This window comes from Uruburuella suis (assembly GCF_022870845.1).
Classification (GTDB): Bacteria; Pseudomonadota; Gammaproteobacteria; order Burkholderiales; family Neisseriaceae; genus Neisseria; species Neisseria suis.
The window spans coordinates 2,652,794-2,675,700 of sequence record NZ_CP091507.1 but is presented as its reverse complement, the minus strand read 5'-3'; the positions used below and the strand labels follow the sequence as shown (position 1 = coordinate 2,675,700).

At 52.7% G+C, this 22,907-nt stretch carries 17 protein-coding genes; 14 read left to right on the top strand and 3 right to left on the bottom strand.

The window, feature by feature from the left end; all coding sequences use genetic code 11:
- Positions 1 to 99 precede the first annotated feature (99 nt).
- A complete protein-coding gene (locus LVJ78_RS12200) occupies positions 100 to 4,431 on the top strand; it encodes a DUF3418 domain-containing protein (protein WP_132954764.1) in 4,332 nt (1,443 codons plus the stop codon).
- A 20-nt stretch (positions 4,432 to 4,451) separates the two neighbouring features.
- On the top strand, positions 4,452 to 7,175 hold the full coding sequence (locus tag LVJ78_RS12195) for an ATP-binding domain-containing protein (RefSeq protein ID WP_132954763.1): 2,724 nt from the start codon (positions 4,452 to 4,454) through the stop codon (positions 7,173 to 7,175).
- 203 nt (positions 7,176 to 7,378) lie between these two features.
- Here the strand turns inward: LVJ78_RS12195 and LVJ78_RS12190 are convergent, their stop codons facing one another.
- Both LVJ78_RS12190 and LVJ78_RS12185 read right to left on the bottom strand, forming a co-directional pair.
- The gene (locus LVJ78_RS12190; RefSeq protein WP_132954762.1) at positions 7,379 to 8,053 is read right to left on the bottom strand and encodes a hypothetical protein; all 675 of its coding nucleotides are present in this window, start codon (positions 8,051 to 8,053) and stop codon (positions 7,379 to 7,381) included.
- 177 nt (positions 8,054 to 8,230) lie between these two features.
- Positions 8,231 to 10,504, bottom strand: a complete 2,274-nt coding sequence (locus tag LVJ78_RS12185) for a heavy metal translocating P-type ATPase (RefSeq protein WP_132954761.1) — start codon at positions 10,502 to 10,504, stop codon at positions 8,231 to 8,233.
- A 90-nt stretch (positions 10,505 to 10,594) separates the two neighbouring features.
- Here LVJ78_RS12185 and cadR point away from each other — a divergent pair, with 90 nt between their 5' ends.
- The 3 genes from cadR to LVJ78_RS12170 all read left to right on the top strand — a co-directional run bounded on the left by cadR (position 10,595) and on the right by LVJ78_RS12170 (position 13,595).
- Positions 10,595 to 11,050, top strand: coding sequence for a Cd(II)/Pb(II)-responsive transcriptional regulator (cadR, locus tag LVJ78_RS12180; protein ID WP_132954760.1), 456 nt, complete (start codon positions 10,595 to 10,597; stop codon positions 11,048 to 11,050).
- Between the two features lie 398 nt (positions 11,051 to 11,448).
- Entirely contained in the window at positions 11,449 to 12,126 is a 678-nt protein-coding gene (locus LVJ78_RS12175) for a DUF1345 domain-containing protein (protein ID WP_132954759.1), read from the top strand.
- Positions 12,127 to 12,419: 293 nt separating this feature from the next.
- On the top strand, positions 12,420 to 13,595 hold the full coding sequence (locus tag LVJ78_RS12170) for a benzoate/H(+) symporter BenE family transporter (protein WP_132954758.1): 1,176 nt from the start codon (positions 12,420 to 12,422) through the stop codon (positions 13,593 to 13,595).
- 123 nt (positions 13,596 to 13,718) lie between these two features.
- On the opposite strand, the gene LVJ78_RS12165 is transcribed toward LVJ78_RS12170, so the two are convergent.
- A complete protein-coding gene (locus LVJ78_RS12165) occupies positions 13,719 to 14,024 on the bottom strand; it encodes a hypothetical protein (RefSeq protein ID WP_132954757.1) in 306 nt (101 codons plus the stop codon).
- A gap of 713 nt (positions 14,025 to 14,737) precedes the next feature.
- Here LVJ78_RS12165 and LVJ78_RS12160 point away from each other — a divergent pair.
- The 9 genes from LVJ78_RS12160 to nuoG all read left to right on the top strand — a co-directional run bounded on the left by LVJ78_RS12160 (position 14,738) and on the right by nuoG (position 22,906).
- Positions 14,738 to 15,094: an NADH-quinone oxidoreductase subunit A gene (locus tag LVJ78_RS12160; RefSeq protein WP_132954756.1), complete on the top strand. Its 357-nt coding sequence runs from the start codon at positions 14,738 to 14,740 to the stop codon at positions 15,092 to 15,094.
- A complete protein-coding gene (locus LVJ78_RS12155; RefSeq protein WP_132954755.1) occupies positions 15,085 to 15,561 on the top strand; it encodes a NuoB/complex I 20 kDa subunit family protein in 477 nt (158 codons plus the stop codon). Before LVJ78_RS12160 ends, LVJ78_RS12155 begins: the two co-directional genes overlap by 10 nt.
- Before the next feature lie 89 nt (positions 15,562 to 15,650).
- Positions 15,651 to 16,415, top strand: coding sequence for an IS5 family transposase (locus LVJ78_RS12150; protein ID WP_244802560.1), 765 nt, complete (start codon positions 15,651 to 15,653; stop codon positions 16,413 to 16,415).
- Between the two features lie 33 nt (positions 16,416 to 16,448).
- The gene (locus LVJ78_RS12145) at positions 16,449 to 17,042 is read left to right on the top strand and encodes an NADH-quinone oxidoreductase subunit C (RefSeq protein ID WP_132954737.1); all 594 of its coding nucleotides are present in this window, start codon (positions 16,449 to 16,451) and stop codon (positions 17,040 to 17,042) included.
- Positions 17,032 to 18,288 (top strand): NADH-quinone oxidoreductase subunit D, encoded by a 1,257-nt coding sequence (locus LVJ78_RS12140; RefSeq protein ID WP_132954736.1) that lies wholly within the window; start codon positions 17,032 to 17,034, stop codon positions 18,286 to 18,288. The genes LVJ78_RS12145 and LVJ78_RS12140 overlap by 11 nt, the downstream gene beginning before the upstream one ends.
- On the top strand, positions 18,288 to 18,761 hold the full coding sequence (gene nuoE / locus LVJ78_RS12135; RefSeq protein WP_132954735.1) for an NADH-quinone oxidoreductase subunit NuoE: 474 nt from the start codon (positions 18,288 to 18,290) through the stop codon (positions 18,759 to 18,761). The genes LVJ78_RS12140 and nuoE overlap by 1 nt, the downstream gene beginning before the upstream one ends.
- Positions 18,761 to 20,056 (top strand): NADH-quinone oxidoreductase subunit NuoF, encoded by a 1,296-nt coding sequence (gene nuoF / locus LVJ78_RS12130; protein WP_132954734.1) that lies wholly within the window; start codon positions 18,761 to 18,763, stop codon positions 20,054 to 20,056. The genes nuoE and nuoF overlap by 1 nt, the downstream gene beginning before the upstream one ends.
- Before the next feature lie 55 nt (positions 20,057 to 20,111).
- Positions 20,112 to 20,558, top strand: a complete 447-nt coding sequence (locus LVJ78_RS12125; protein WP_132954733.1) for a hypothetical protein — start codon at positions 20,112 to 20,114, stop codon at positions 20,556 to 20,558.
- A gap of 89 nt (positions 20,559 to 20,647) precedes the next feature.
- A complete protein-coding gene (nuoG, locus tag LVJ78_RS12120) occupies positions 20,648 to 22,906 on the top strand; it encodes an NADH-quinone oxidoreductase subunit NuoG (protein WP_132954732.1) in 2,259 nt (752 codons plus the stop codon).
- The last annotated feature ends 1 nt before the right edge of the window (position 22,907 follow it).

Below are 22,907 nucleotides of genomic sequence, written 5' to 3'. Positions count from 1 at the left end.
TTGATGAGGGAGCGAGCCGGTTGTATACGCATCAATGCATGGTAGCAAAGATAGTTTGCTATAATGTTTCTTTAAAATCTGCTCTGTTTTCATGCCTGTATGCCATCCCCCGATTTAAACCAAACCCTCAGCAAAGACCGCCATTTTCTGCAACAAGCTCTGCGCAATCCCAAGCGTTTCGGCGGGGCGGAGGCGGTGCAGCAGAAATACCAAAAATCCCACCAAGCTTATTTGCAGCGGTTGGCCAATCTGCCGCAGCCGCATTACGACAACACTTTGCCGGTGCACGAGCGGCGTGAAGACATCAAGCGGGCGATTGCGGAAAATCAGGTGGTGATTATCTGCGGCGAAACTGGCTCGGGCAAAACCACGCAATTGCCGAAAATCTGCCTCGAATTAGGACGCGGGGTGGCGGGCTTAATCGGGCACACGCAGCCGCGCCGTTTGGCCGCGCGTTCGGTGGCCGAGCGCATTGCCGAAGAATTGAATAGCGATATCGGCAGCATCGTGGGCTATAAAGTGCGCTTTAACGACCACACTTCGCGCGATGCCCATATCAAGCTGATGACCGACGGCATTTTGCTGGCCGAAACCCAAACCGACCGCTTTTTGAGCGCCTACGACACCATCATCATCGACGAAGCGCACGAGCGCAGCCTGAACATTGATTTTCTTTTAGGCTACCTGAAACAATTGCTGCCGCGCCGCCCCGATTTAAAAGTGATTATTACCTCGGCCACGATTGATGCCGAGCGTTTCAGCCGCCATTTTGCGCCGGCGGGTGTGCCTGCCAAAATCGTTTCAGGCAGCCTTAATCAAGCGAAAAGGCCGTCTGAAAATGCCGTAGGTCGTATTCTCGAATCCGACAAATCCCGTTCAGACGGCATCAATCTCGTGTCGGATACCAATATCCAACCTACAACGCTACCTGAAACATCCGCTCAAGGCGCCCCCGTGCTCGAAGTATCCGGCCGCACTTATCCCGTCGAAATCCGCTATCGCCCGCTGGCCGAAACCGATGAAGACGAAGCCGAAATCGACATGCCCGATGCGATTGTCGATGCCGCCGACGAGCTGGCGCGGCTGGGCAACGGCGATATTTTGGTGTTTCTGCCGGGCGAGCGCGAAATCCGCGAAGCCGCCGAAGCGCTGCGCAAATCGCCGCTGCGGCGCAATGATGAAATCCTGCCGCTGTTTGCGCGTTTGTCTAACGCCGAGCAGCACAAAATTTTCCACCCCGGCGGCGGCAAACGGCGCATTGTGTTGGCCACCAATGTGGCCGAAACCTCGCTCACTGTGCCCGGCATCCGCTATGTCATCGACACCGGCTTGGCGCGGGTGAAGCGCTATTCCGCCCGCGCCAAGGTGGAGCAGCTGCATGTGGAAAACATTTCCCAAGCCGCCGCGCGCCAGCGTGCCGGGCGCTGCGGCCGTGTGGCGGCGGGCGTATGCATCCGTTTGTATGCGGAAGACGATTTTGCCCAGCGCCCCGAATTTACCGACCCCGAAATCATCCGCAGCAATCTGGCGGCGGTGATTTTGCGCATGGCGGCGCTGAAATTGGGCGATGTGGCCGCGTTTCCGTTTTTAGAAGCGCCCGATGCCCGCTATATCAACGACGGCTTTCAAGTGCTGCTGGAGCTGGGCGCGGTAAACGAGCGCAACGAGCTTACTAAAATCGGCGAACAAATGGCGTGCCTGCCGGTCGACCCGAAAGTGAGCCGCATGTTGTTGGCGGCGCAAAAACACGCTTGCATGGCCGAAATGCTGGTGATTGTGGCCGCGCTGTCGATTCAAGACCCGCGCGAGCGCCCGCTGGAAGCGCGCGAAGCCGCCAACAAAGCGCACGAACGCTTTACCGACAAACAATCCGATTTTCTGGCCTATCTGAATATTTGGGATTCGTTTCAGCGCGAACGCGAGCGCGGCCTGAGCAACAAACAATTGGTGCAATGGTGTCACCAATATTTCCTCTCTCACTTGCGCATGCGCGAATGGCGCGAGCTGCACCAGCAATTGGCGCAAATTGCCATCGAGCTGGGCTTGGTAACCAAAGAAAATGCGTTCAGACGGCCTCAAACCGTGGAACAGCTCAGGCCGTCTGAACGCAGCGGCGACCAAGATTTATCCGCCAAAATCAAGCAGCAGCAATTGGATAAAAAACAGCACCGCGCCCACATCCGCCAAGCCAAAGAAGCGGGCTACGAACAAATCCACCGCGCCCTGATTACCGGCCTGGTGGCCAATGTCGGCCTTAAATCGCCCGAAGGCCACGACTATTTGGGCGCGCGCGGCAGCCATTTTCATCTGTTCCCTGCTTCGGCCTTGTTTAAAAGCAAACCCAAATGGGTGATGGCCGCCGAGCTCACCGAAACCACCCGCCTCTACGCCCGCGACGTGGCCGGCATCGAGCCGGAATGGATCGAGCAAGAAGCGCCGCACTTGGTGAAATACCATTATTTCGAGCCGCATTGGTCGCAAAAGCGCGGCGAAGTGGTGGCCAGCGAACGCGTTACCTTCTACGGCCTCACCGTGCTGCCGCGCCGCCCCGTGGCCTATGGAAAAGTAGCGCCCGCAGAAGCGCGCGAGCTGTTTATCCGCGGCGCCTTGGTGGCGCAAGAAGCCGATATCCAGGCCGCCTTTTTTGCCCACAACAAAAAGCTGATTAAAGACATCGCCGCGCTGGAACACAAATCGCGCAAACAAGACGTGCTGGTAGACGAAGAAGCCCTGTTTGATTTCTACAACCAAAGGCTACCTGAAAACTATATGCCGTCTGAAAACGGTGTACGGCCTGAAACGCCTGCCGTAGGTCGGATTCTCGAATCCGACAACCACACCCAGCTACCTATTCCCTCCCCCCGTGGGGGAGGGCTAGGGAGAGGGCAGCAAGCCAAAGGCTTGCCTAACCAACCTCGCCCTAAGCCCCAAACCCCGCAACCCCTAGCCGACTTGCGCACCTTCCAAACTTGGCTCAAGCAAGCCGAACAAGCCAACCCGCGCCTGCTCTTCCTCAGCCGCGACGACCTCATGCAACACGCCGCCGCCCACGTTACCGAAGCGCAATTCCCACCGCATTGGCAAAACGCCGACGGCAAATTCAAGCTCAGCTACCGCTTCGAGCCGCACCACCCGCTGGATGGCGTTACCCTCACCATCCCGCTGCCCGTGCTCAATCGCCTCAACCCCGCCGCGCTCGAATGGCTGGTGCCCGGCATGATACGCGAAAAATTACAGCTATTAATCAAAGCCCTGCCCAAACAAATCCGCCGCATCTGCGTGCCCGTGCCCGACTTTATCACCCGCTTTTTGGCCGATAATCCCGACCAAAACGCCCCCATTCAGCCGCAGCTTGCCCAAGCCATCGCCAAAAGCGCCGGCGATATGCGCCTGATCGAGCAAATCGACATGGCCGCCTGGCAAGCCTTCAGGCTACCTGAACACAGCTATTTCAACATCCGCGTGATTGACGATGGCGGCCAAGAGCTGGCCATGGCGCGCGACCTGATCGAGCTGCAAAACCAGCTCGGCCAAGCCGCCGCCGTTACCTTTCGCGACAACAGCAGCGACTTCGAGCGCGACAACCTCACCAACTGGGACATCGGCAAACTGCCCGAAAAAATCCAGTTCGCCCGCGGCAAACAGCAGCTCACCGGCTACCTCGGCCTGCAACAGCAAAAAAACGGCAGCATTGCCCTGCGCCTGTTCGACACCCCCGAAGCCGCCGCAGCCGCCCACCGCCAAGGCAGCATCGCCCTCATGGCCTTGCAGCTCAAAGAGCAAGTGAAAGACCTGAACAAAGGCCTGCCCGATTTCACCCCAACCGCCATGCTGCTCAAACACTTAGGCGTAGACAACCTGCGCGAAGACATCACCGCCGCCGTGCTCGACCGCGCCCTGATGGGCGAAGACACCCCGCCGCGCGACGAAAAAGCCTTTAAAGAACAAATCAAACGCGCCCGCAGCCGCCTGCCCGCCGTCAAAGAAGCCCTCAATCGCTACCTGCTCGCCACCGCGCAAGCCTATAGCGAGCTCAACAGCAAAATCGGCCGCCACCCCCTCGCCCACACCCTGCGCAGCCAACTCGAGGCCCTGATTTATCCCGGTTTCGCCCACGCCATACCGTGGCAACAGTGGCCGCGCCTGCCCATTTATTTACAAGCCATGCAAAAACGCATGGAAAAATACAGCCCCAACCCCGCCCGCGACCAAGCCCGCGAAGCCGATGTGCAGGAACTGCTGGCGATGTGGCAAGAAAAAGTAGATGCCTTGCAAAAACAAAACCAACCCCTTTCAGACGGCCTGCTGGGGTTTAGATGGCAGATTGAAGAACTGCGTGTGTCGCTGTTTGCGCAGGAGTTGAAAACGCCGATGCCGGTGTCGGTGAAGCGGTTGCAAAAAGAATGGGAAAAGGTTAATTTATATACTTAAAGATACATAGGGAGAATTTTATGGAACAAGCCATTCCGAGCTTGAATAAAGCAGTAGAAACTACTTTAAAAGTGATTAAAGAGGTTGAGAAAAAAGCATTATTAGATGTTCAGGATTTGCAAAGTTCAAACTATTCTGAAGTCATCAATCAAAATAATTGGACTGATTCGTCAAAAAAACAATCAGAAGAAATTAGAAAGCAGAATATTGTAGAGGCTAAATTATTGAAAGAAAGCCCTACTTTTCTCCGCATTGATGCAGAAGATATAGACGGTAATTATGCCCATACCTTTTATATTGCCCCAGCTATAGTAGGGAGGCTTTCTTCCTGTACGAAAAATAATCAAACCCATATTGTAAGTATTAAATCTCCATTAGGAAAAATTAGTAGTCTAAATTTTGAAGATGAGTTTACATTTGATGGAGTTGATTATTATATTAGTCGAAAAATTCGATACACCCCCGCCAAATTGCAAAATGATGACTGGGATGGATTTTCTGTAAATATTATTGCTGATCAAAACCAGCCCATTTTAATTGATAAGTTGTCTGAACTGCTCAATTTATCTACAGATGAAGATTTTCAAAAGTTAGCTGCTGAAGTATTGAAATACTCTCAAACTGTTGATGGGCAGTTGAAACAGTTGCAAATAAATTTACGAGATACGATTTCTTTGCGTGAGCAAGCAATATTAGACAAACAGCAGAGTGAAATTTTCCGTAAACCAATTTCAGCACAGATAATTTTGCTTGGACCACCTGGAACGGGGAAAACAACGACCTTAATTAAACGGTTAGGATTAAAAATTTATAATGAAAGAGAGAATTTCCTACCTGAAGAGCAAAATATTTTAAGCAAATTAGGAAAAAACTCATTTGACCAGTGGTTAATGTTTACGCCATCAGACTTATTAAAAGGATATTTAAAAGAAGCTTTTAATGCAGAGGGAATTGCTACATATAAAAAAATTCACTTGTGGAAAGATTTTGCTGGTGACCTTGCTCGTCAAGATTTTAAAATTTTAAATCGTCCAGATTTTAAAAGCGGTTTTACACTAGAAAAACAGAATGAATTTGTCCAACAGTCGGTAATTGAAAATCCATTAGAATGGATTGAATCATTTGTTGTTTATTTAGATGGGAAATTAACAATAGAACTAAAAAAAGGGCATGAAATTTTAGAGAAATATAATATTAATTTGGTAAATAACCTAACAGTTGAAATTTCATCCATTGTTAATTCAGAAAGCAAAATTGAGGAGAAATATCGAAAATTATTTGAATATCAAAAAAAGGTTCAGGCCGCTGTGAAAATAGAAAAAGAGTACAGCAATAAAATTACTCAAGAGGAGTTGAATTTATTAAGTAACCGCCATAGTGGAATTTTAGAAAATTTTAAAATATTCTTAAAATCTATTCAAGCGAATGATAATTCTCATGAAGATGTAGATGATGAGTTTGATATGGATGATGAAGAGGAACTTTCTCTATCTGAGACTGAAATTAATTCAGAATATAAAAAATTTTTAAGATCATATGCGCGACAGCTATTTCAGAAACAAAAAATTGATCCGAATAGCAAGGTCGGAAAAATCGCTGAATGGTTGGGAGAGAAATTGCCCAATCAAGAGCAATTGGAACTATTAGGCAAGAGTGCAACTATACAAAATAGTCTTAACAGATTTATAAATTCATATACGAAGTATTATAAAAGCATAGTGAAAAACTATAAGCAATTTAGACGGCAAAAGCAATTTGATAAATTCTATACAGAAGGAATTGTAATTAATAAAATTAGTTATGCCGAAATTGATTTTCTTTTGTTTGTATTTATCACAAGAATGAAATATTTAATAAGCCAAAATTATATTAAAAATAATATAGAGCATATCCGTGATATTAACTATATCCAGCAAAATGTTTTTGTTGACCAGGTGGTTGTTGACGAGGCAACCGATTTTTCTGCCTTGGAGTTGGCATGTATGCAGAGATTAAGCAGGCCAGAAATAAATGCTTTCGTGGCTTGTGGTGATTTCAACCAACGATTGGAAGGTAAAGGAATAAAAAATAAAGAATTATTACAATGGATTAGTCCATCAATAGAGTTGCAGTATATAAATACTACATATAGGCAAACATGTAGTTTGAATGAGTTTTCTCATCATTTATTAACTTTGATGGAAGATTATGATGATAAGTCAAAAGCAGAATTGCCCAAGCACTCTATATTATTTAAAGGCATGAAACCTACAATGCTGGAAAATGGTAAAAACTTTGCAAACTCTTTATCATGGGTTTCTGAACGGATTGAGGAAATAGAAATTTTAGTAAATAAGCATCAACAGATAGCAAAAATGCCTACGATTGTCATTCTTACTAAAACTGATGATGATGTTGATAATGTGGCTGAAATATTAGATGAATACTTATCGGAGATAAATCATTCTGCTGTTCCTTGTAAAAATGGGCAGATTTGGGGAAATGAAAATGCTATCAAGGTATGTAGTATTAAATATATTAAAGGCCTTGAGTTTGAAGCAGTATTTTTTCTAGATGTAGATGAAATGATAAAAACATATCCTGATTTATATCAAAAATATTTGTATGTGGGATCAACTCGTGCCGCAACATTCTTAGGGTTAACTTTTCAAGAGGAATTGCCATTAGAGATGGAGCCATTACGTAGCTTATTTGCCGAATCTTGGTCTTTAGAGGAACTTGAAAATAGTATGGAAAGAAAATAGCCAGCAAGCGTAACTACGGTTAGCCGCTGTAAGTGGCATAACCGTACACATAAAAGCTTAATGCCGTCTGAAAATCCGTTTCAGACGGCATTGTTTTTTACAAATTTGCATGTTTCCCGCACTACATCACGTACGGTTGCCGCATACCGCCTAACCGTACCTATACCCTATTTTGCAAACGGGTGTAGCGAAAAAACCGGCCTCTACAATGGCTCCAAACATGCCCAACGCGGCGGCGGGCTAAGGGCAAAGTCCAAGGTGAGGTTGGGTGCCGGGCTGTAGTCGGCCTTGCCAAAGGCGCCCACTTCCACCCATAAGGGCTTTTTGCCCGGCAAGGTGAGTTGATAAACTTGGGCAGACATATACTCGGCTTCTTCGCTATTGCGCGGGCACTCGCCGCGTGTTTGCACGATTTTTGTGCCTTCAGGCAGCCATTGTTGCAGCAGCGGCCGGTAATCGTGGGCAATCAGGCTGTCGCCATCGCGCAGATAAACCGTCCAATACATGCCATACATCCCCTGCTGATCGCCACCCACGGTAACGTCGGCTTCTTTGGCCCAAGCCAATGGTTTGAGCGTGCCGTCACGATAATAAGCGCCTTGGCTCGGGCGCTGGCCTGCCGCATCGTGCCACAGCACTTTTTTGCCCCATTCCAAAGCCGACAAGCGCACATGGCGCACATGCCATTGCGACCACGGTGAGGCGGCCTCAGCGGTGCCGGCTGTTTGTGCTAGGCTGAGCACCGAATCGCCCAAAGCCTCCCTTAAAGCCGCATCATGCAGGCTGCTGCGAAACGGCATGTTTTGTGCTTCGGCTTTGGGGCTGGCCGCCATGCCGCTCAAGCAGGCGGCGGTGGCCAATAACAATATGGGTTTCATAGGGGTTTGCTCCGTGGCTGTTTTGGCTGTTTCAGGCTGCCTGAAAGCATAGAATCTTAATGCCGTCTGAACAAGCCATTTCAGACGGCATGGTTTTATTTTTACAACACTGTGTTTTCCCTGCTCGGCATGCACATGGTTACGCCGCTGCGGCGGCGAACCGTACCTACCCAGCCCCTATTTCCGCAACAAGCGCAAGCCATTGCCCACCACCAATAAGCTGGCGCCGACATCGGCAAACACGGCCATCCACATGGTGCCGAAGCCGGCAATGGTAAGGGCGAGGAAGACGGCTTTGATGGCCAGCGCCAACACAATGTTTTGCACCAACACGGCATGGGTGGCTTGGGATAGGCGCACAAAGGCGGGGATTTTGCGCAAGTCGTCGTCCATCAGCGCCACATCGGCGGTTTCGATGGCGGTGTCGGTGCCCATGGCGCCCATGGCAAAGCCGATATCCGCACGCGCTAGGGCGGGCGCATCGTTGATGCCGTCGCCCACCATGCCTACAGCACCTTCGGCGGCCAGCTTTTCCACTGCGGCCAGTTTTTCTTGCGGCAGCTGGTCGCCATAAGCGCGATCGATGCCGACTTGGGCGGCGATGGCGGCGGCGGTGTGCGGGTTGTCGCCGCTGAGCATTAAGGTATTGATGCCCAGTTGGTGCAGTTGGGCGATGGCTTCGCGGCTGCTTTCTTTCACCGTGTCGGCCACGGCAAACAGCGCCAACACTTGCACCTCATCGGCCAGCAACACCACGGTTTTGCCCTCGCGCTCGAGCGCAGCCAAACGGTTTTCCAGTTCGGCGCTGCATAGGCCGCGCTCGTGGATTAAGCGGTGGTTGCCCAGCACATAATGGACACCATCGATTTCGCCTTGCACGCCGCGCCCGGCAAGTGCGGTAAATTCGTGCACCGTTTGTGTGGTGATGCCTTGCTCGGCCGCCGCGCGGGCAATTGCTTGCGAAACAGGGTGATCGGAGTGGGCGGCCAGCGAGCTTGCCAACACTTGGCCGTTTTCAGGTAGCCTATTGCCCAGCACGGCAAAATCGGTTTGCACCGGCTTGCCGTGGGTGAGCGTGCCGGTTTTGTCCAGCGCCAGCCATTTCAGCTTGCGGCCTTGCTCCAGATACACGCCGCCCTTCACCAAAATGCCTTTGCGCGCGGCGGCGGCCAGCCCGCTGACAATGCTCACCGGGGTGGAAATCACCAGCGCACACGGGCAGGCAATCACCAGCAACACCAGCGCCTTATACACCCATTCGCCCCACGCCTCGCCCAGCAGCAAGGGCGGCACCACGGCAATCAGCGCGGCAATGGCCAGCACGGCAGGGGTATAGATTTGTGCAAAGCGGTCGACAAAACGCTGTGTCGGCGCTTTCACGCCCTGCGCAGCTTCCACCGCATGAATGATGCGCGCCAAAGTAGAATGGCTGGCGGCGGCGGTTACGCGGTATTCCAGCGAGCCGGCCTGATTGATGGTGCCGGCAAACACGGCATCGCCACGGCTTTTTTCCACCGGCAGGCTCTCGCCGGTAATCGGCGCTTGGTCTACCGTGGAGCTGCCGCGCACGATTTCGCCGTCCAGCCCGATGCGCTCGCCCGGTTTCACCCGCACCATGCTGCCCACCGCCACATTGGCTGCCGCGATTTCCTGCCAACTGCCATCGGCTTGCTGCACGGTGGTGGTGTCGGGTGCCAGCGACATCAGCCCGGCAATGGCGTTGCGGGCGCGGTCGAGCGAGCGGGCTTCAATCAATTCGGCCAACGTAAACAACACCATCACCATCGCCGCTTCCGACCAATGGCCAATCACAATGGCGCCGGTAACGGCAATGCTCATCAGCGCATTGATATTCAGGCTGCCGCTTTTTATCGACACCCAGCCCTTTTTATAGGTGCCCAAGCCGCACAAAGCCACCGCCACCAGCGCCAGCGCGGCGCTGAGCCACGCCGTATAGCCCAGCCAGTCGGCACTTTCCGACAACAGCGCCGCCACCCCGGCCACAATCAGCGGCCACAGCGGCTTTTTGTTTTCTGCCGCCAGCGCCAGTTTGCCGCTGCCATCGGCCAATTCCGGCTCGAAGCCGAGCGCACGCAACGCCGCCAATATCTGCTCGAGGCTTTCCGGCGTGTGCACCACCGTGAGCACCCGCTGCATCAGGTTGAATTCGAGGCTTTTTACTTGCGTCATGTCGCCCAGTTTTTTGCGGATTAATGCTTCTTCGGTGGGGCAATCCATCTGCATAATGCGTATGGCCGTCTGAAGATGGCCGTCTATCGTTGTTGCCGCCGCCAGCGGGGTGAACGGGGTTGTTGTTGTTGTGTGATTATGACTGCCGCAGCAAGCGCTTTCATTTGCCGCTGCTTCGGCGTGCTGGTGCGCATGATTGTGGCCGCAGCTCACAGCGGCATCTTGCTTATGTTGGTGTGGGTGTTGGCCGCATCGGCTCATGGCGTTTCCTTTCCTGCCTGCCTGTTTCGGTATAGAATCGCCATTAAATACCCTGTAGCGGCTACAGGGTCAAGCACAAAGGAAATCGGCATGAAAATCGGCGAACTGGCCAAACAAACCGGCTGCGCGGTGGAAACCATCCGCTACTACGAACACGAAGGCCTGCTGCCGCCCGCAACACGCAATCCGGCCAACAACTACCGCGAATACGGCGCCGCACATCTGGAGCGGCTGGTGTTTATCCGCCGCTGCCGCACGCTGGAAATGACGCGCCAAGAAATCCGCGAGCTGCTGCACGCCCGCGCCGAGCCCAACGCCAGCTGCACCACCATCAACAGCCTGATCGATGAACACATCACCCATGTGCAAGCGCGCGTGGCCGAACTCAAAGCACTGGAGCAGCAATTAATCCAGCTGCGCCGTCAATGCCACGACGCCCGAGCCAATCGCGATTGCGGCATTTTGCGCAGCCTGGATCACAGCGTTACCGACAGCCCGGCTACACCTGCCCCACACCACAGCGAGCTGGCAAAACCGTTGGCTTGAAAGCGAATGCCCGCCAACCTCTTTATATGATGGAGCAGCTATTGCCGCTATTCAGCTGCGTAGGTACGATTAGCCGTAAAACGGCGTAATCGTACGCATGAAAATAAAGCTGCCTAAATGTGCTTTCAGGCAGCTTTATTGTTGAAATGCTTGATTTTCTACGATTCGTGCGTGCGGTTACGGCGTGCCGCCTAACCGTACCCGCCCATTTTTCTCCTGCTGTGTCGTATCCCTACATTTGCCGTTACATTGATTTATTCCGCATGCAATCACATTTTTTCATCCAACGTATGCTTACCGCGCGCCGTCTGCTTACCGTTGCGTTTATTGGGCTTGTGCGCAATGATATGCCCTTAGGGTTCATTATTTGAAATAACATTTTAATCAAAGGAAGTGCTATGCCGCAAAGCCCGTTTTTTTCCATCTGGCGCTACCGCCGCCGTTTGCTGCTGGGCTTGATGGCCGGTATGGCGGCGTGGCTGATATTACAGGCGCTGCCTTTGCCGCTGGCGGGGGTGACACGGGCGATTGCAGCGTTTGATGTCGGCGTGGCGGTGTATTTGGGCTTGGTGTTTGCGCTGATGCGTGCGGCCGATAAGCAAACTTTGCTGGCGCGGGCGCATTTGGAAGACGAGGGCGGCCGCACGATTTTGCTGCTTACCGCCGGTGCGGCGGCGATGTCGCTGCTGGCGATTGCGCTGGAGCTGGGCATCAGCCAGCAAGCGCAAGGCATGGCGCGCGCCGCGCATGTGTTGCTCACGGTGGCGACGATTTTTTTGTCGTGGCTGTTTACGCATGTGATGTTTGCGCTGCACTATGCGCGCATGTATTACCGCGATGTGATGCACGGGCGCTCGCCGTGTTTGCTGTTTCCGGAAAGCAAGCCGCAACCGGATTATTGGGATTTTGTTTACTTCGCCTGCGTGATCGGCACTTCGGGGCAAACCGCCGATGTGAGCCTGGCTTCTTCTGCCGTGCGGCGTGTGGGGCTGCTGCATTGCGTGTTGGCGTTTTTCTACAATGTGGCGGTGCTCTCGCTGCTGATTAATATTGCTTCGGGGTTGATTGGCGGCTAGGGTCTGTTCACAATTCATCCATGCGTAAGATTTTGAGGGCAAAAGCGCGTTTGCAAGGCGAAAAGCGCAGCAAGGTTGGACTCCTTGCTGCGCTTTTTGTCTTGCATCTGCATGCTCAGAAACAAAATCCCCTTCATAAACGAATTGTCAGGATGCTCTAGCGGTTGAGGCCGTCTGAAAGGTTTTCGGGCTTTCAGACGGCCTTGATTGTTTGTATTGGTATAGGCCGTCTGAACGAAAACGTTAAAATATGTTATAAATAATCCTATTTGCTTTTATCGAGCTTTATACAAATGAAGTTTAACATCTCTGCCGCTTCTTTTTCTCCCGCTCATTTTGCCGCCGCTGTGGCGGCTTTGCTCGTGTCATACGGCAGCAGCGCGGTGATTATTTTTCAGGCGGCGCAGGCGTTTGGTGCCACGGATGCGCAAATTACTTCGTGGTTTACCATTATCGGGCTGGTGTGCGGCGTGCTCACTTTGGGCTTGAGCGTGCGCTATAAAGCGCCGGTGATGATGGCTTGGTGCACGCCCGGCGCGGCTTTGATGGCGGGCATGAGCGGCATTTCGCTCAATGAAGCGGTGGCGGGCTTTATTTTTGCCGGCGGCCTGATGCTGCTGGTGTCGGCGGCGGGCTGGTTCGACCGCTTGGTGCGCCTGATTCCGGCTTCGCTGGCGGCGGCGATGTTGGCCGGTATTTTGATTAATTTCGGCAGCCGTGTGTTTACCGCCATGCAGGGGCAAACGGTGTTGGTGCTGCTGATGCTCTCCACTTATCTGCTCAGCAAAATCCGCATGCCGCGCTACAGCATTTTGCTGATGCTGCTGGTGGGATTCGGCTATGCGGCGGCGGCGGGGCTGCTCGATTGGAGCCGTTTGCAGTGGAATGCGCCTTATTTGGAATGGGTGTCGCCCGTGTTTCATATCGGGCCGATTATCAGCGTGGGCGTGCCGCTGTTTATCGCTTCTTTGGCCACGCAGAATGTGCCGGGCATGGCGATTATGCGCAGCTACGGCTACCACACGCCGGCCAAGCCACTGATCAACAGCAGCGCGGCCGCCACAGTGGTGTTTGCGCCGTTTGGTGCGTTTATGGTGAACTTGGCCGCCATCAGCGCCGCCATCTGCATGGGCAGCGATGTGGATAAAGATCCTCAGCGCCGCTATTTGGCCAATGTGTGGCTGGGGCTGCTTTATTTGCTGCTGGGTGCGGCCGGCGGCATGGTGGTGGCGCTGTTTGCCGCCTTGCCGGCCGAATTGCTGGCAGCGCTGGCGGGCATCGCCATTTTCGGCACATTGCAGGCCAATCTGCTCGGCGCCTGGCAGGATGAACCCACGCGCGAAGCTTCGCTGGTAACGCTGCTGGCATCGGCTTCGGGCATGACTTTATTCGGCATCGGCAGTGCTTTTTGGGGCTTGCTGATGGGCGTGGCGGTGTATCATTTGAATCGGAAAACCGCGCGAAAATAGCGGAGCAATCGGGTTGCGGTTTGGGTGTTGTTTTGAGTGAAATAACAGAATCATGCCGAGGCCGTCTGAAAGCTTTCAGACGGCCTCGGCATGATTATTCAGGCCGGCTTGTTTGAATCAGTTTCAGACGGCCTGCGCCACAAACCACCAACAAAGCGGCAGCAGCAATAAGGCAAATAAAGCGGTGGCCGCCTCAATCGAGAAAAAAGCTTTGCGTTTGACCATAGAGGCTTCTTCGTCGGCCAGCACCAAAAAGCCAAACAAAGCGCTCACGAAAAACATAAAGCCCGGCGGCAGAAAGGCGAGATAATGGACATCGCGGCTGATGGTGCCGAACACCGCCACAGCAGATAAGGCAAACGACACCATCAGAAGCAAAGTGCTGAAAAGAAACAGGCTCTGCCTGCTTTCGTAAAAACGGTTTAGCATGGTTCACTCCTTGATATCAGCGGGTGGGAAAATCATTCTATAGCAAAACAGCCAAACAGCCAGCCTTGTTTTGCCGTGAAAAGCTTTTTCGGAACAATATTTTGCAAAAATAAATTTTACAGCTGGAAACCATTCAAGAAAAGGCGCGGCACAAATCTGAATGGCGGAGTGCTGCCGTTTTCCAGCAAACCGTTTTCAACCAAGAAGCAAAATGGGTGCATTTTATAAAAATCCCTGCAGATGAAACGGCATTCGGGTGGAATGCCTGATGACATCAAACGGCAAGGGCTGAGCTGGGTTTCGCCGCCCGATTGGCTGCAAAACCCGTTTCCACGGCATTTTAGCCGGTGTGTATCAGGCCGTCTGAAAGCGGCGGCTCATTCGGCCGTAATAAAATGTAGTGGGCGGGAAATCGCAATAAAATGTTGTTTTGAAATTGTGAAGGCCGTCTGAAAGAAACGGATTTGGCAAAGCCGTTTATTTTAAATAGCAATTTAATTTATCGAAATATGATAATCAATAGGCGGAAAATATTTAAAGCAATAAAATAGAGATTTCATTCTATTGAATGAGAATCGTTATCTATAAGTTACTAAAAATATTAAAGAAATTTAAGAAAAAATTACAGGGCAACTTTAAAACACCCCCGAAATTAGCTACAATGAAAAGCGTTTTACCAGCATTATTTACGTTAACGATTCAGGTGTATGCACATGTTGGCCAATTATTTTCCGGTATTTATATTCATTCTTATCGGCTTGTTTGCCGGTATTCTGTTTTTAACGCTGGGCAATCTGCTCGGCCCGAAACGCCATTACCAAGAGAAAGATGCCCCGTTTGAATGCGGCTTTGAGGCTTTCGAAAATGCGCGCATGAAATTCGACGTGCGCTATTATCTGGTGGCGATTTTGTTTATTTTGTTTGATCTGGAAATCGCGTTCATGTTTCCGTGGGCGGTGGTGTTCAAAGATTTGGGCGCATTCGGTTTTTGGTCGATGTTCGTGTTTATCGTGATTCTCACGATAGGCTTTATTTATGAATGGAAAAAAGGCGCTTTAGAATGGGAATAGAAGGCGTTTTGAATAAAGGTTTTGTCACCACCAGCGCAGACACAGTGCTCAATTATGTGCGCACCGGTTCGCTCTGGCCGGTAACGTTCGGCTTGGCTTGTTGCGCGGTGGAAATGATGCAGGCGGGCGCGGCGCGCTACGACCTCGACCGCTTCGGCATTATCTTCCGCCCCTCGCCGCGCCAGTCTGATCTGATGATTGTGGCCGGCACCTTGTGTAACAAAATGGCACCCGCCCTGCGCCGCGTATACGACCAAATGGCCGAACCGCGCTGGGTGTTGTCGATGGGCTCTTGCGCCAACGGCGGCGGCTATTACCACTATTCATATTCGGTGGTGCGCGGTTGCGACCGCATTGTGCCGGTGGATGTGTATGTGCCCGGCTGCCCGCCCACGGCCGAAGCCTTGATTTACGGTTTGATTCAGTTGCAGCAGAAAATCAAACGCACTTACACCATTGCCCGCTAGGGTCTGTTCACAATTACTTGTCATAACATTGAATAAAAAGGAAAGCAGGTGTAAAAAGGGAGCTCTCACACAACCCTAATACACCTGCCATGCCCCGCACACTACTCAAAGATGAATACTGGACGAAGCTGTTGCCCATTCTGCGTGATTTGGGTGTTTATTGCAAACCCAATCTACGCCTGATTTTCGAAGGCATCCTATACAGAGTCAGAACCGGCATCCCTTGGCGCGATCTGCCCGAGTATTTCGGCAAACACCATACCGTTTACACGGCTTATAACCGTTGGTCGGCAAAAGGTATTTTTGCCGAAGCCTTAAAAAAGCTCAGCCAAGACTGTGATTTGGAATGGGTAGCCATAGATGGCAGCTATGTTCGGGCGCATCAACATTCAGCCGGCGCCTCATGGCTCAGCGAAGAAGAGGAACACGCAATCGGTATGAGCCGGGGCGGGATGACCAGCAAGATTCATCTGGCGGTAGACGTCTCAGGCAATCCGGTTGAGATTATCATTACTGCGGGCAATATCAACGATATCAGCGTTGCGCCGGAATTGCTTGATAACATCGATCTTGCCGGAACTGAGCTTGTGAATGCGGATAAGGGCTATGATTCAGACCGACTCAGGGAACAGATAGAGGAAAGTGGCGCGAAAGCCAATATTCCCTATAGAAAAGACAGGGAAGAGAAAAATAAAGACATGGACTGGTATCTTTATAAAATCAGGCACTTGGTGGAGAATACTTTTTGTCGTCTGAAACATTTCCGAGCGATTGCCAGCCGCTACGATAAGCTAAAGCGCAACTTCCACAGCACGGTTTTATTGGGATGCATTGTGATGTGGCTACCTTTATGACAAGTAATTGTGAACAGACCCTAGGAGAAACGTATGGCTGATGTGAAAACATTGCATGAAACCGCCGCGCGTGTGCTTGGCGCCAAAGCCGGCAAAGTTTTGCTGGCTTTGGATGAGGTAACGGTTGAGTGCGCTGCCGCCGATTATTTGGATGTGATGCGCACCTTGCGCGATCACGATGAGCTGCACTTCGAGCTTTTGGTAGATTTGTGCGGCGTCGATTACAGCGACTATAAAAACGAGCCGTGGCAGGGCAAGCGCTTTGCGGCGGTGAGCCAGCTTTTGTCGGTGAAAAACAACCAGCGCATCCGCGTGCGCGTATGGGCTGACGACGATGATTTTCCGGTGGTGGATTCTGTTACCGAGCTGTATAACAGCGCCGATTGGTATGAGCGCGAGGCGTTTGACCTTTACGGCATCATGTTCAACGGCCACCCCGATTTGCGCCGTATTCTGACCGACTATGGCTTTGTCGGCCATCCGTTCCGCAAAGATTTCCCCATTTCCGGCTATGTGGAAATGCGTTACGACGAAGCGGAAAAACGTGTGATTTACCAACCTGTAACCATCGAACCGCGCGAAGTTACGCCGCGCATCGTCCGCGAGGAGCATTACGGTGGCCAATAAATTAAGAAACTACACCATTAACTTCGGCCCGCAACATCCGGCGGCGCACGGCGTGTTGCGCATGGTATTGGAGCTCGACGGCGAAACCATCGTGCGCGCCGATCCGCACATCGGTCTCTTGCACCGCGGCACCGAAAAGCTGGCCGAAACCCGCACCTATCTGCAAGCGCTGCCTTATATGGATCGCTTGGATTATGTATCCATGATGTGCAACGAGCAGGCTTACTGCTTGGCGGTGGAAAAGCTGGCCAATATCGAAGTGCCCGAGCGCGCGCAATATATCCGCGTGATGTTTGCCGAAGTGACCCGCATTCTCAATCATTTGATGGGCATCGGCTCGCATGCGCTCGATATCGGCGCCATGACGGTGTTTCTGTATGCCTTCCGCGAGCGCGAAGAATTGATGGATTTGTATGAAGCGGTTTCCGGCGCGCGCATGCATGCGGCTTATTTCCGCCCCGGCGGCGTTTACCGCGATTTGCCCGACTTTATGCCGAAATACGAGAGCAGCAAGTTTCGCAATGCCAAAGTGCTGCAAAAGCTCAATGAAGCACGCGAAGGCAGCATGCTCGACTTTATCGAATCGTTTACCGAGCGTTTTCCCAAATGTGTGGATGAATACGAAACCCTGCTCACCGACAACCGCATTTGGAAGCAGCGCACCGTCGGCATCGGCGTGGTGTCGCCCGAGCGCGCCCTGCAGCGCGGCTTTACCGGCGTGATGCTGCGCGGCTCCGGCATTGAATGGGATATCCGCAAAAAAGCGCCTTACGATGCTTATGCTAAAGTGGATTTCGATATTCCGGTGGGGCTCAACGGCGACTGCTATGACCGCTATCTGTGCCGCATCAATGAAATGCGCGAATCCAATAAAATCATCAAGCAGTGTGTGCAATGGCTCAAGGCCAATCCTGGCCCCGTGATTGTGGAAAACCATAAAGTTGCCCCGCCCAAGCGCACCGATATGAAAATGGGCATGGAAGATTTGATTCACCACTTCAAGCTCTTTACCGAAGGCATGCATGTGCCCGAGGGCGAAACCTACACCGCCATCGAGCACCCCAAAGGCGAATTTGGCATTTATATGATTTCAGACGGCGCCAACAAGCCTTACCGCCTGAAAATCCGCGCACCGGGCTTTGCCCACCTGCAAGGCATGGACGAAATGGCACGCGGCCATATGCTAGCCGACGTGGTGGCCATCATCGGTACGCAAGACATCGTGTTCGGAGAGGTAGACCGATAATGTTATCCGCTCAATCTTTACAAAAAATCGACGTCGAGCTGGCGAAATATCCGGCCGACCAACGCCGCTCTGCCGTGATGGCCGCCTTGCGCATTGCGCAAGTGGAAAAAGGCTATTTGGCGCCGGAAACCATCGAGTTTGTGGCCGACTATATCGGCATTGCACCGGCCGCCGCTTATGAAGTGGCCACGTTTTACAATATGTATGACTTGCACCCTGTGGGCAAATACAAGCTCACCGTCTGCACCAACCTGCCCTGCGCCCTGCGCGGCGGGGTGAGCGCTGCCGAATACCTCAAGCAAAAGCTCGGCATCGGCTTTGGCGAAACCACTTCAGACGGCCTGTATACCTTGATGGAAGGCGAATGCATGGGCGCATGCGGTGATGCGCCGGTGATGCTGGTAAACAACCACAAAATGTGCAGCTTCATGACCGAAGAAGCCATTGAAGCGAAATTGGCGGAGTTGAACTGATGGCGATTTATGAATCAGGTGTCATTTTTGACCAAGTAGATACCCACAATCCCGACTGCTGGCATCTCGACGCCTATCAGGCGCGCGGCGGTTATCAGGCTTTGCGCAAAATCTTGAGCGAAAAATTGTCGCAAGACGATGTGATCGCCGAAGTGAAAGCATCCGGCCTGCGCGGCCGCGGCGGTGCGGGCTTTCCCACCGGCCTGAAATGGAGCTTTATGCCGCGCTCTTTCCCCGGTGCCAAATATGTGGTGTGCAACACCGACGAAGGCGAACCGGGCACGTTTAAAGACCGCGACATTATGGATTTCAATCCGCACGCGCTGATTGAAGGCATGATTATTGCCGGCTACGCCATGGGTGCAGAGGCGGGCTATAACTATATCCATGGCGAGATTTTTGAAAGCTACGAGCGCTTCGAGCTGGCTTTGGCCGAGGCGCGCACCGCCGGTTTTCTCGGCAACAACATCATGGGTAGCGATTTCAGCTTTGACCTGTTTGGTGCGCATGGCTATGGCGCGTATATCTGCGGCGAAGAAACCGCGCTGCTGGAATCGTTGGAAGGCAAAAAAGGCCAGCCGCGTTTCAAGCCGCCGTTCCCCGCTTCGTTCGGCCTTTACGGCAAACCCACCACCATCAACAACACCGAAACCTTTGCTTCGGTGCCCTTTATCATTCGCGACGGCGGCAAAACCTTTGCCGAGCAAGGCATTGAAAATGCGGGCGGCACCAAGCTGTTTTCGATTTCCGGCCATGTCGAGCGTCCGGGCAACTATGAAGTGCCGCTGGGCACGCCGTTTGCCAAGCTTTTGGAAATGGCCGGCGGCATGAAAGACGGTAAAAAGCTCAAAGCGGTGATTCCGGGCGGCTCCTCTGCGCCGGTGCTGCCGGCCGACATCATGATGTCGCTGAATATGGATTACGATTCCATCGCCAAAGCCGGCTCTATGCTCGGTTCGGGTGCCATTATCGTGATGGATGAAGATGTGTGCATGGTCAAAGCGTTGGAGCGCCTGAGCTATTTCTATTTTGAAGAATCGTGCGGCCAATGCACGCCTTGCCGCGAAGGCACCGGCTGGCTCTATCGAATCGTGCACCGTATTGCCGAGGGCAAAGGCCGTGCCGAAGATTTGGACTTGCTCGATTCGATCGGCAACAATATGGCCGGCCGCACTATTTGCGCGCTTGCCGATGCCGCCGTGTTTCCTGTGCGCAGCTTTACCAAGCATTTCCGCAACGAATTCGAACACTATATCGAGCACGGCAAACCGGCCAAAGCACATAAATGGTGTTAAAGGCCGTCTGAACGTTATGCAGGCCGTTTGGCTGCGTGAGAGAGATTGAAGTGAAATGCAGAAAAAACGATGGATAATATTGGGCGCACTTGTTTGGCTGGGCGCATGTTCGGCAACCGACGTGAATTACAGCGATAAAGCCCGTTTGTCGCAAGTGAAGCAAATCTGCATCCGCGACAATTATGAAACCCGTTTGCCCGGCTTGGCTGAGGCCTTCGCCGCCAGTTTTGAAAAGCACCGCATTCAAACAAAAGTGATAAAAAGCATGCAGGCAGAGGCTTATGTATCGTGCCAATATATTTTAAATGGCAATGTGCGCGCACGAGCCGGTGTGATTAACCGCGGCAAGTTTACTTTGCTGGCAAACGATACCGAGCGCCGTTATCCGCTCAGCAGCATGGCTTATTTGCGGCGCGGTGCGGAAAAAGAAATGGCTTTATCGCAAGGGCTGCAAGGTCAGACCGACCGCATCAGCATTATTTTGTTAGACAAAAAACAGTAAAAAGCAGGCAGAGGATAGAAATTTATCCTTTCCGCCCGAAGGCCGTCTGAAAAGGCGGTTGGAAAAATCCCTAAATCTGGAACATAACCATGTTACAAATTGAAATTGACGGTAAACAGTTATCCGTGGAGCAGGGCGTAACGGTGATCGAAGCTGCCCATCAAATCGGCACTTATATCCCGCATTTCTGCTACCACAAAAAATTGTCTATCGCCGCCAACTGCCGTATGTGCCTGGTGGAGGTAGAAAAAGCCCCCAAACCGTTGCCGGCGTGTGCCACACCGGTTACCGACGGTATGGTGGTGCACACCCATTCGCCCAAAGCCAAGCAGGCGCAGCAGGGCGTGATGGAGTTTCTGCTTATCAACCACCCGCTCGATTGCCCGATTTGCGATCAGGGCGGCGAATGCCAATTGCAGGATTTGGCCGTGGGCTACGGCAACAGCGCCAGCCGCTATAAGGAAGACAAACGCTCGGTGGCCGGCAAAGACATGGGGCCTTTGGTGTCGGCTGCCGAAATGAGCCGCTGCATCCACTGCACCCGCTGTGTGCGCTTCACCGAAGAGATTGCCGGCATGCAGGAAATCGCTATGGCCAATCGCGGCGAGTTTTCCGAAATCATGCCGTTTATCGGCAAAGCGGTGGAAACCGAATTGTCGGGCAATGTGATTGATTTGTGCCCGGTGGGGGCGCTTACCAGCAAACCTTTCCGCTACGATGCGCGCTCATGGGAATTGAGCCGCCGCAAAACCATTTCCCCGCACGATGCTTTGGGCAGCAACCTGATTGTGCAAACCAAAGACCACACCGTACGTCGCGTGCTGCCGTTGGAAAACGAGAGCATCAACGAATGCTGGATCAGCGACCGCGACCGTTTTGCCTATGAAGGCCTGTATCACGACGGCCGTCTGAAAAAACCGAAAATCAAACACGGCGGCGAGTGGCGCGATGTGGATTGGCCGACTGCGCTGGAATATGTGCGCCATACACTCGAATGCATTGGCAAGGAAGACGGCCAAGAACAAATCGGCATGTGGGCCAACCCGATGAATACGGTGGAAGAATTGTATTTGGCCAAAAAGCTGGCCGAAGGCTTGGGCATCAAACATGTTGCCACCCGTTTGCAGCAGCAGGACAAACGCCTTTCAGACGGCCTCAAAGGCGCGCAATGGCTGGGTCAGAGCATTGAAGATTTCGGCAACAACGATGCCATATTGGTGATTGGTGCCAATTTGCGCAAAGAGCAACCGCTCTTGACCGCACGCCTGCGCGGCGCGGCCAAGGGCGGGGCAGCATTGAGCGTGTTGGGCAGCAGCAAAGAAGCGCTGCATATGCCGCTTTTTGCGCAAGAAGTGCTGCATCCGAATGATTGGGCCGGTTTCTTGGCCGGCTTGGCGCAAGATGCGCAAAGTGCCATTGCCAATACCTTGCAGCAGGCTGATAAAGCGGCGGTGGTGCTGGGTGCGGAAGCGCAAAACCATCCGGATTACACCGCAATTTATGCCGCTGCGCAGGCCTTGGCTGCGGCCACGGGCGCAACGCTGGGCATTTTGCCGCAAGCGGCCAACAGCGTGGGCGCGGATGTGCTGGCGCTGGATTCCGGCGCAAGCATCCAAGAGATGCTGGCAGCACCGAAGAAAGCCGTGTTGCTACTCAATGTGGAGCCGGAAATCGATGTGGCCGATGGCGGTAAAGCCGTGGCTGCTTTGAAGCAGGCACAAAGCGTAATGGCGTTTACCCCGTTTGTGAGCGACACCTTGCTGGAAGTGTGCGATGTGTTGCTGCCGATTGCACCGTTTACCGAAACCTCGGGCAGCTTTATCAATATGGAAGGCCGTCTGCAATCGTTTTACGGTGTGGTGAAAGGCTTGGGCGATTCGCGCCCGCTGTGGAAAGTGCTGCGCGTGCTGGGCAATGTGTTTGCCTTGCAAGGCTTTGAATACGGCAGCAGCGAGCAGGTGCTGAAAGATGCGGTGGATGCCGACACCTTGCCGGAAAAACTGAATAATCAGGCTGCTTGGCAAAGTGCAGGCGTTCAGACGGCCTCCGGGCTTGTGCGCGTAGGCGGCGTGGGTATTTATCACAGCGATGCCATTGCCCGCCGCTCTGCACCTTTGCAAGCCACCGGCCATGCCGCCGTGCCCGCTGCACGCGTACACCCGAACACCTTGGCCGCTTTGGGTTTGGCCGATGGCGATATGGCACAAGCCGTTCAGGGGGGCGCAAAGCTTGCCGTTACGGTGGTGGCCGATGCGCATTTGCCTGAAAACGTGGTGTATCTGCCGCTGCATACTGAAAATGCGGCGTTGGGTGCCTTGATGAACACTATTGAATTGGCGCGGGGTTGAT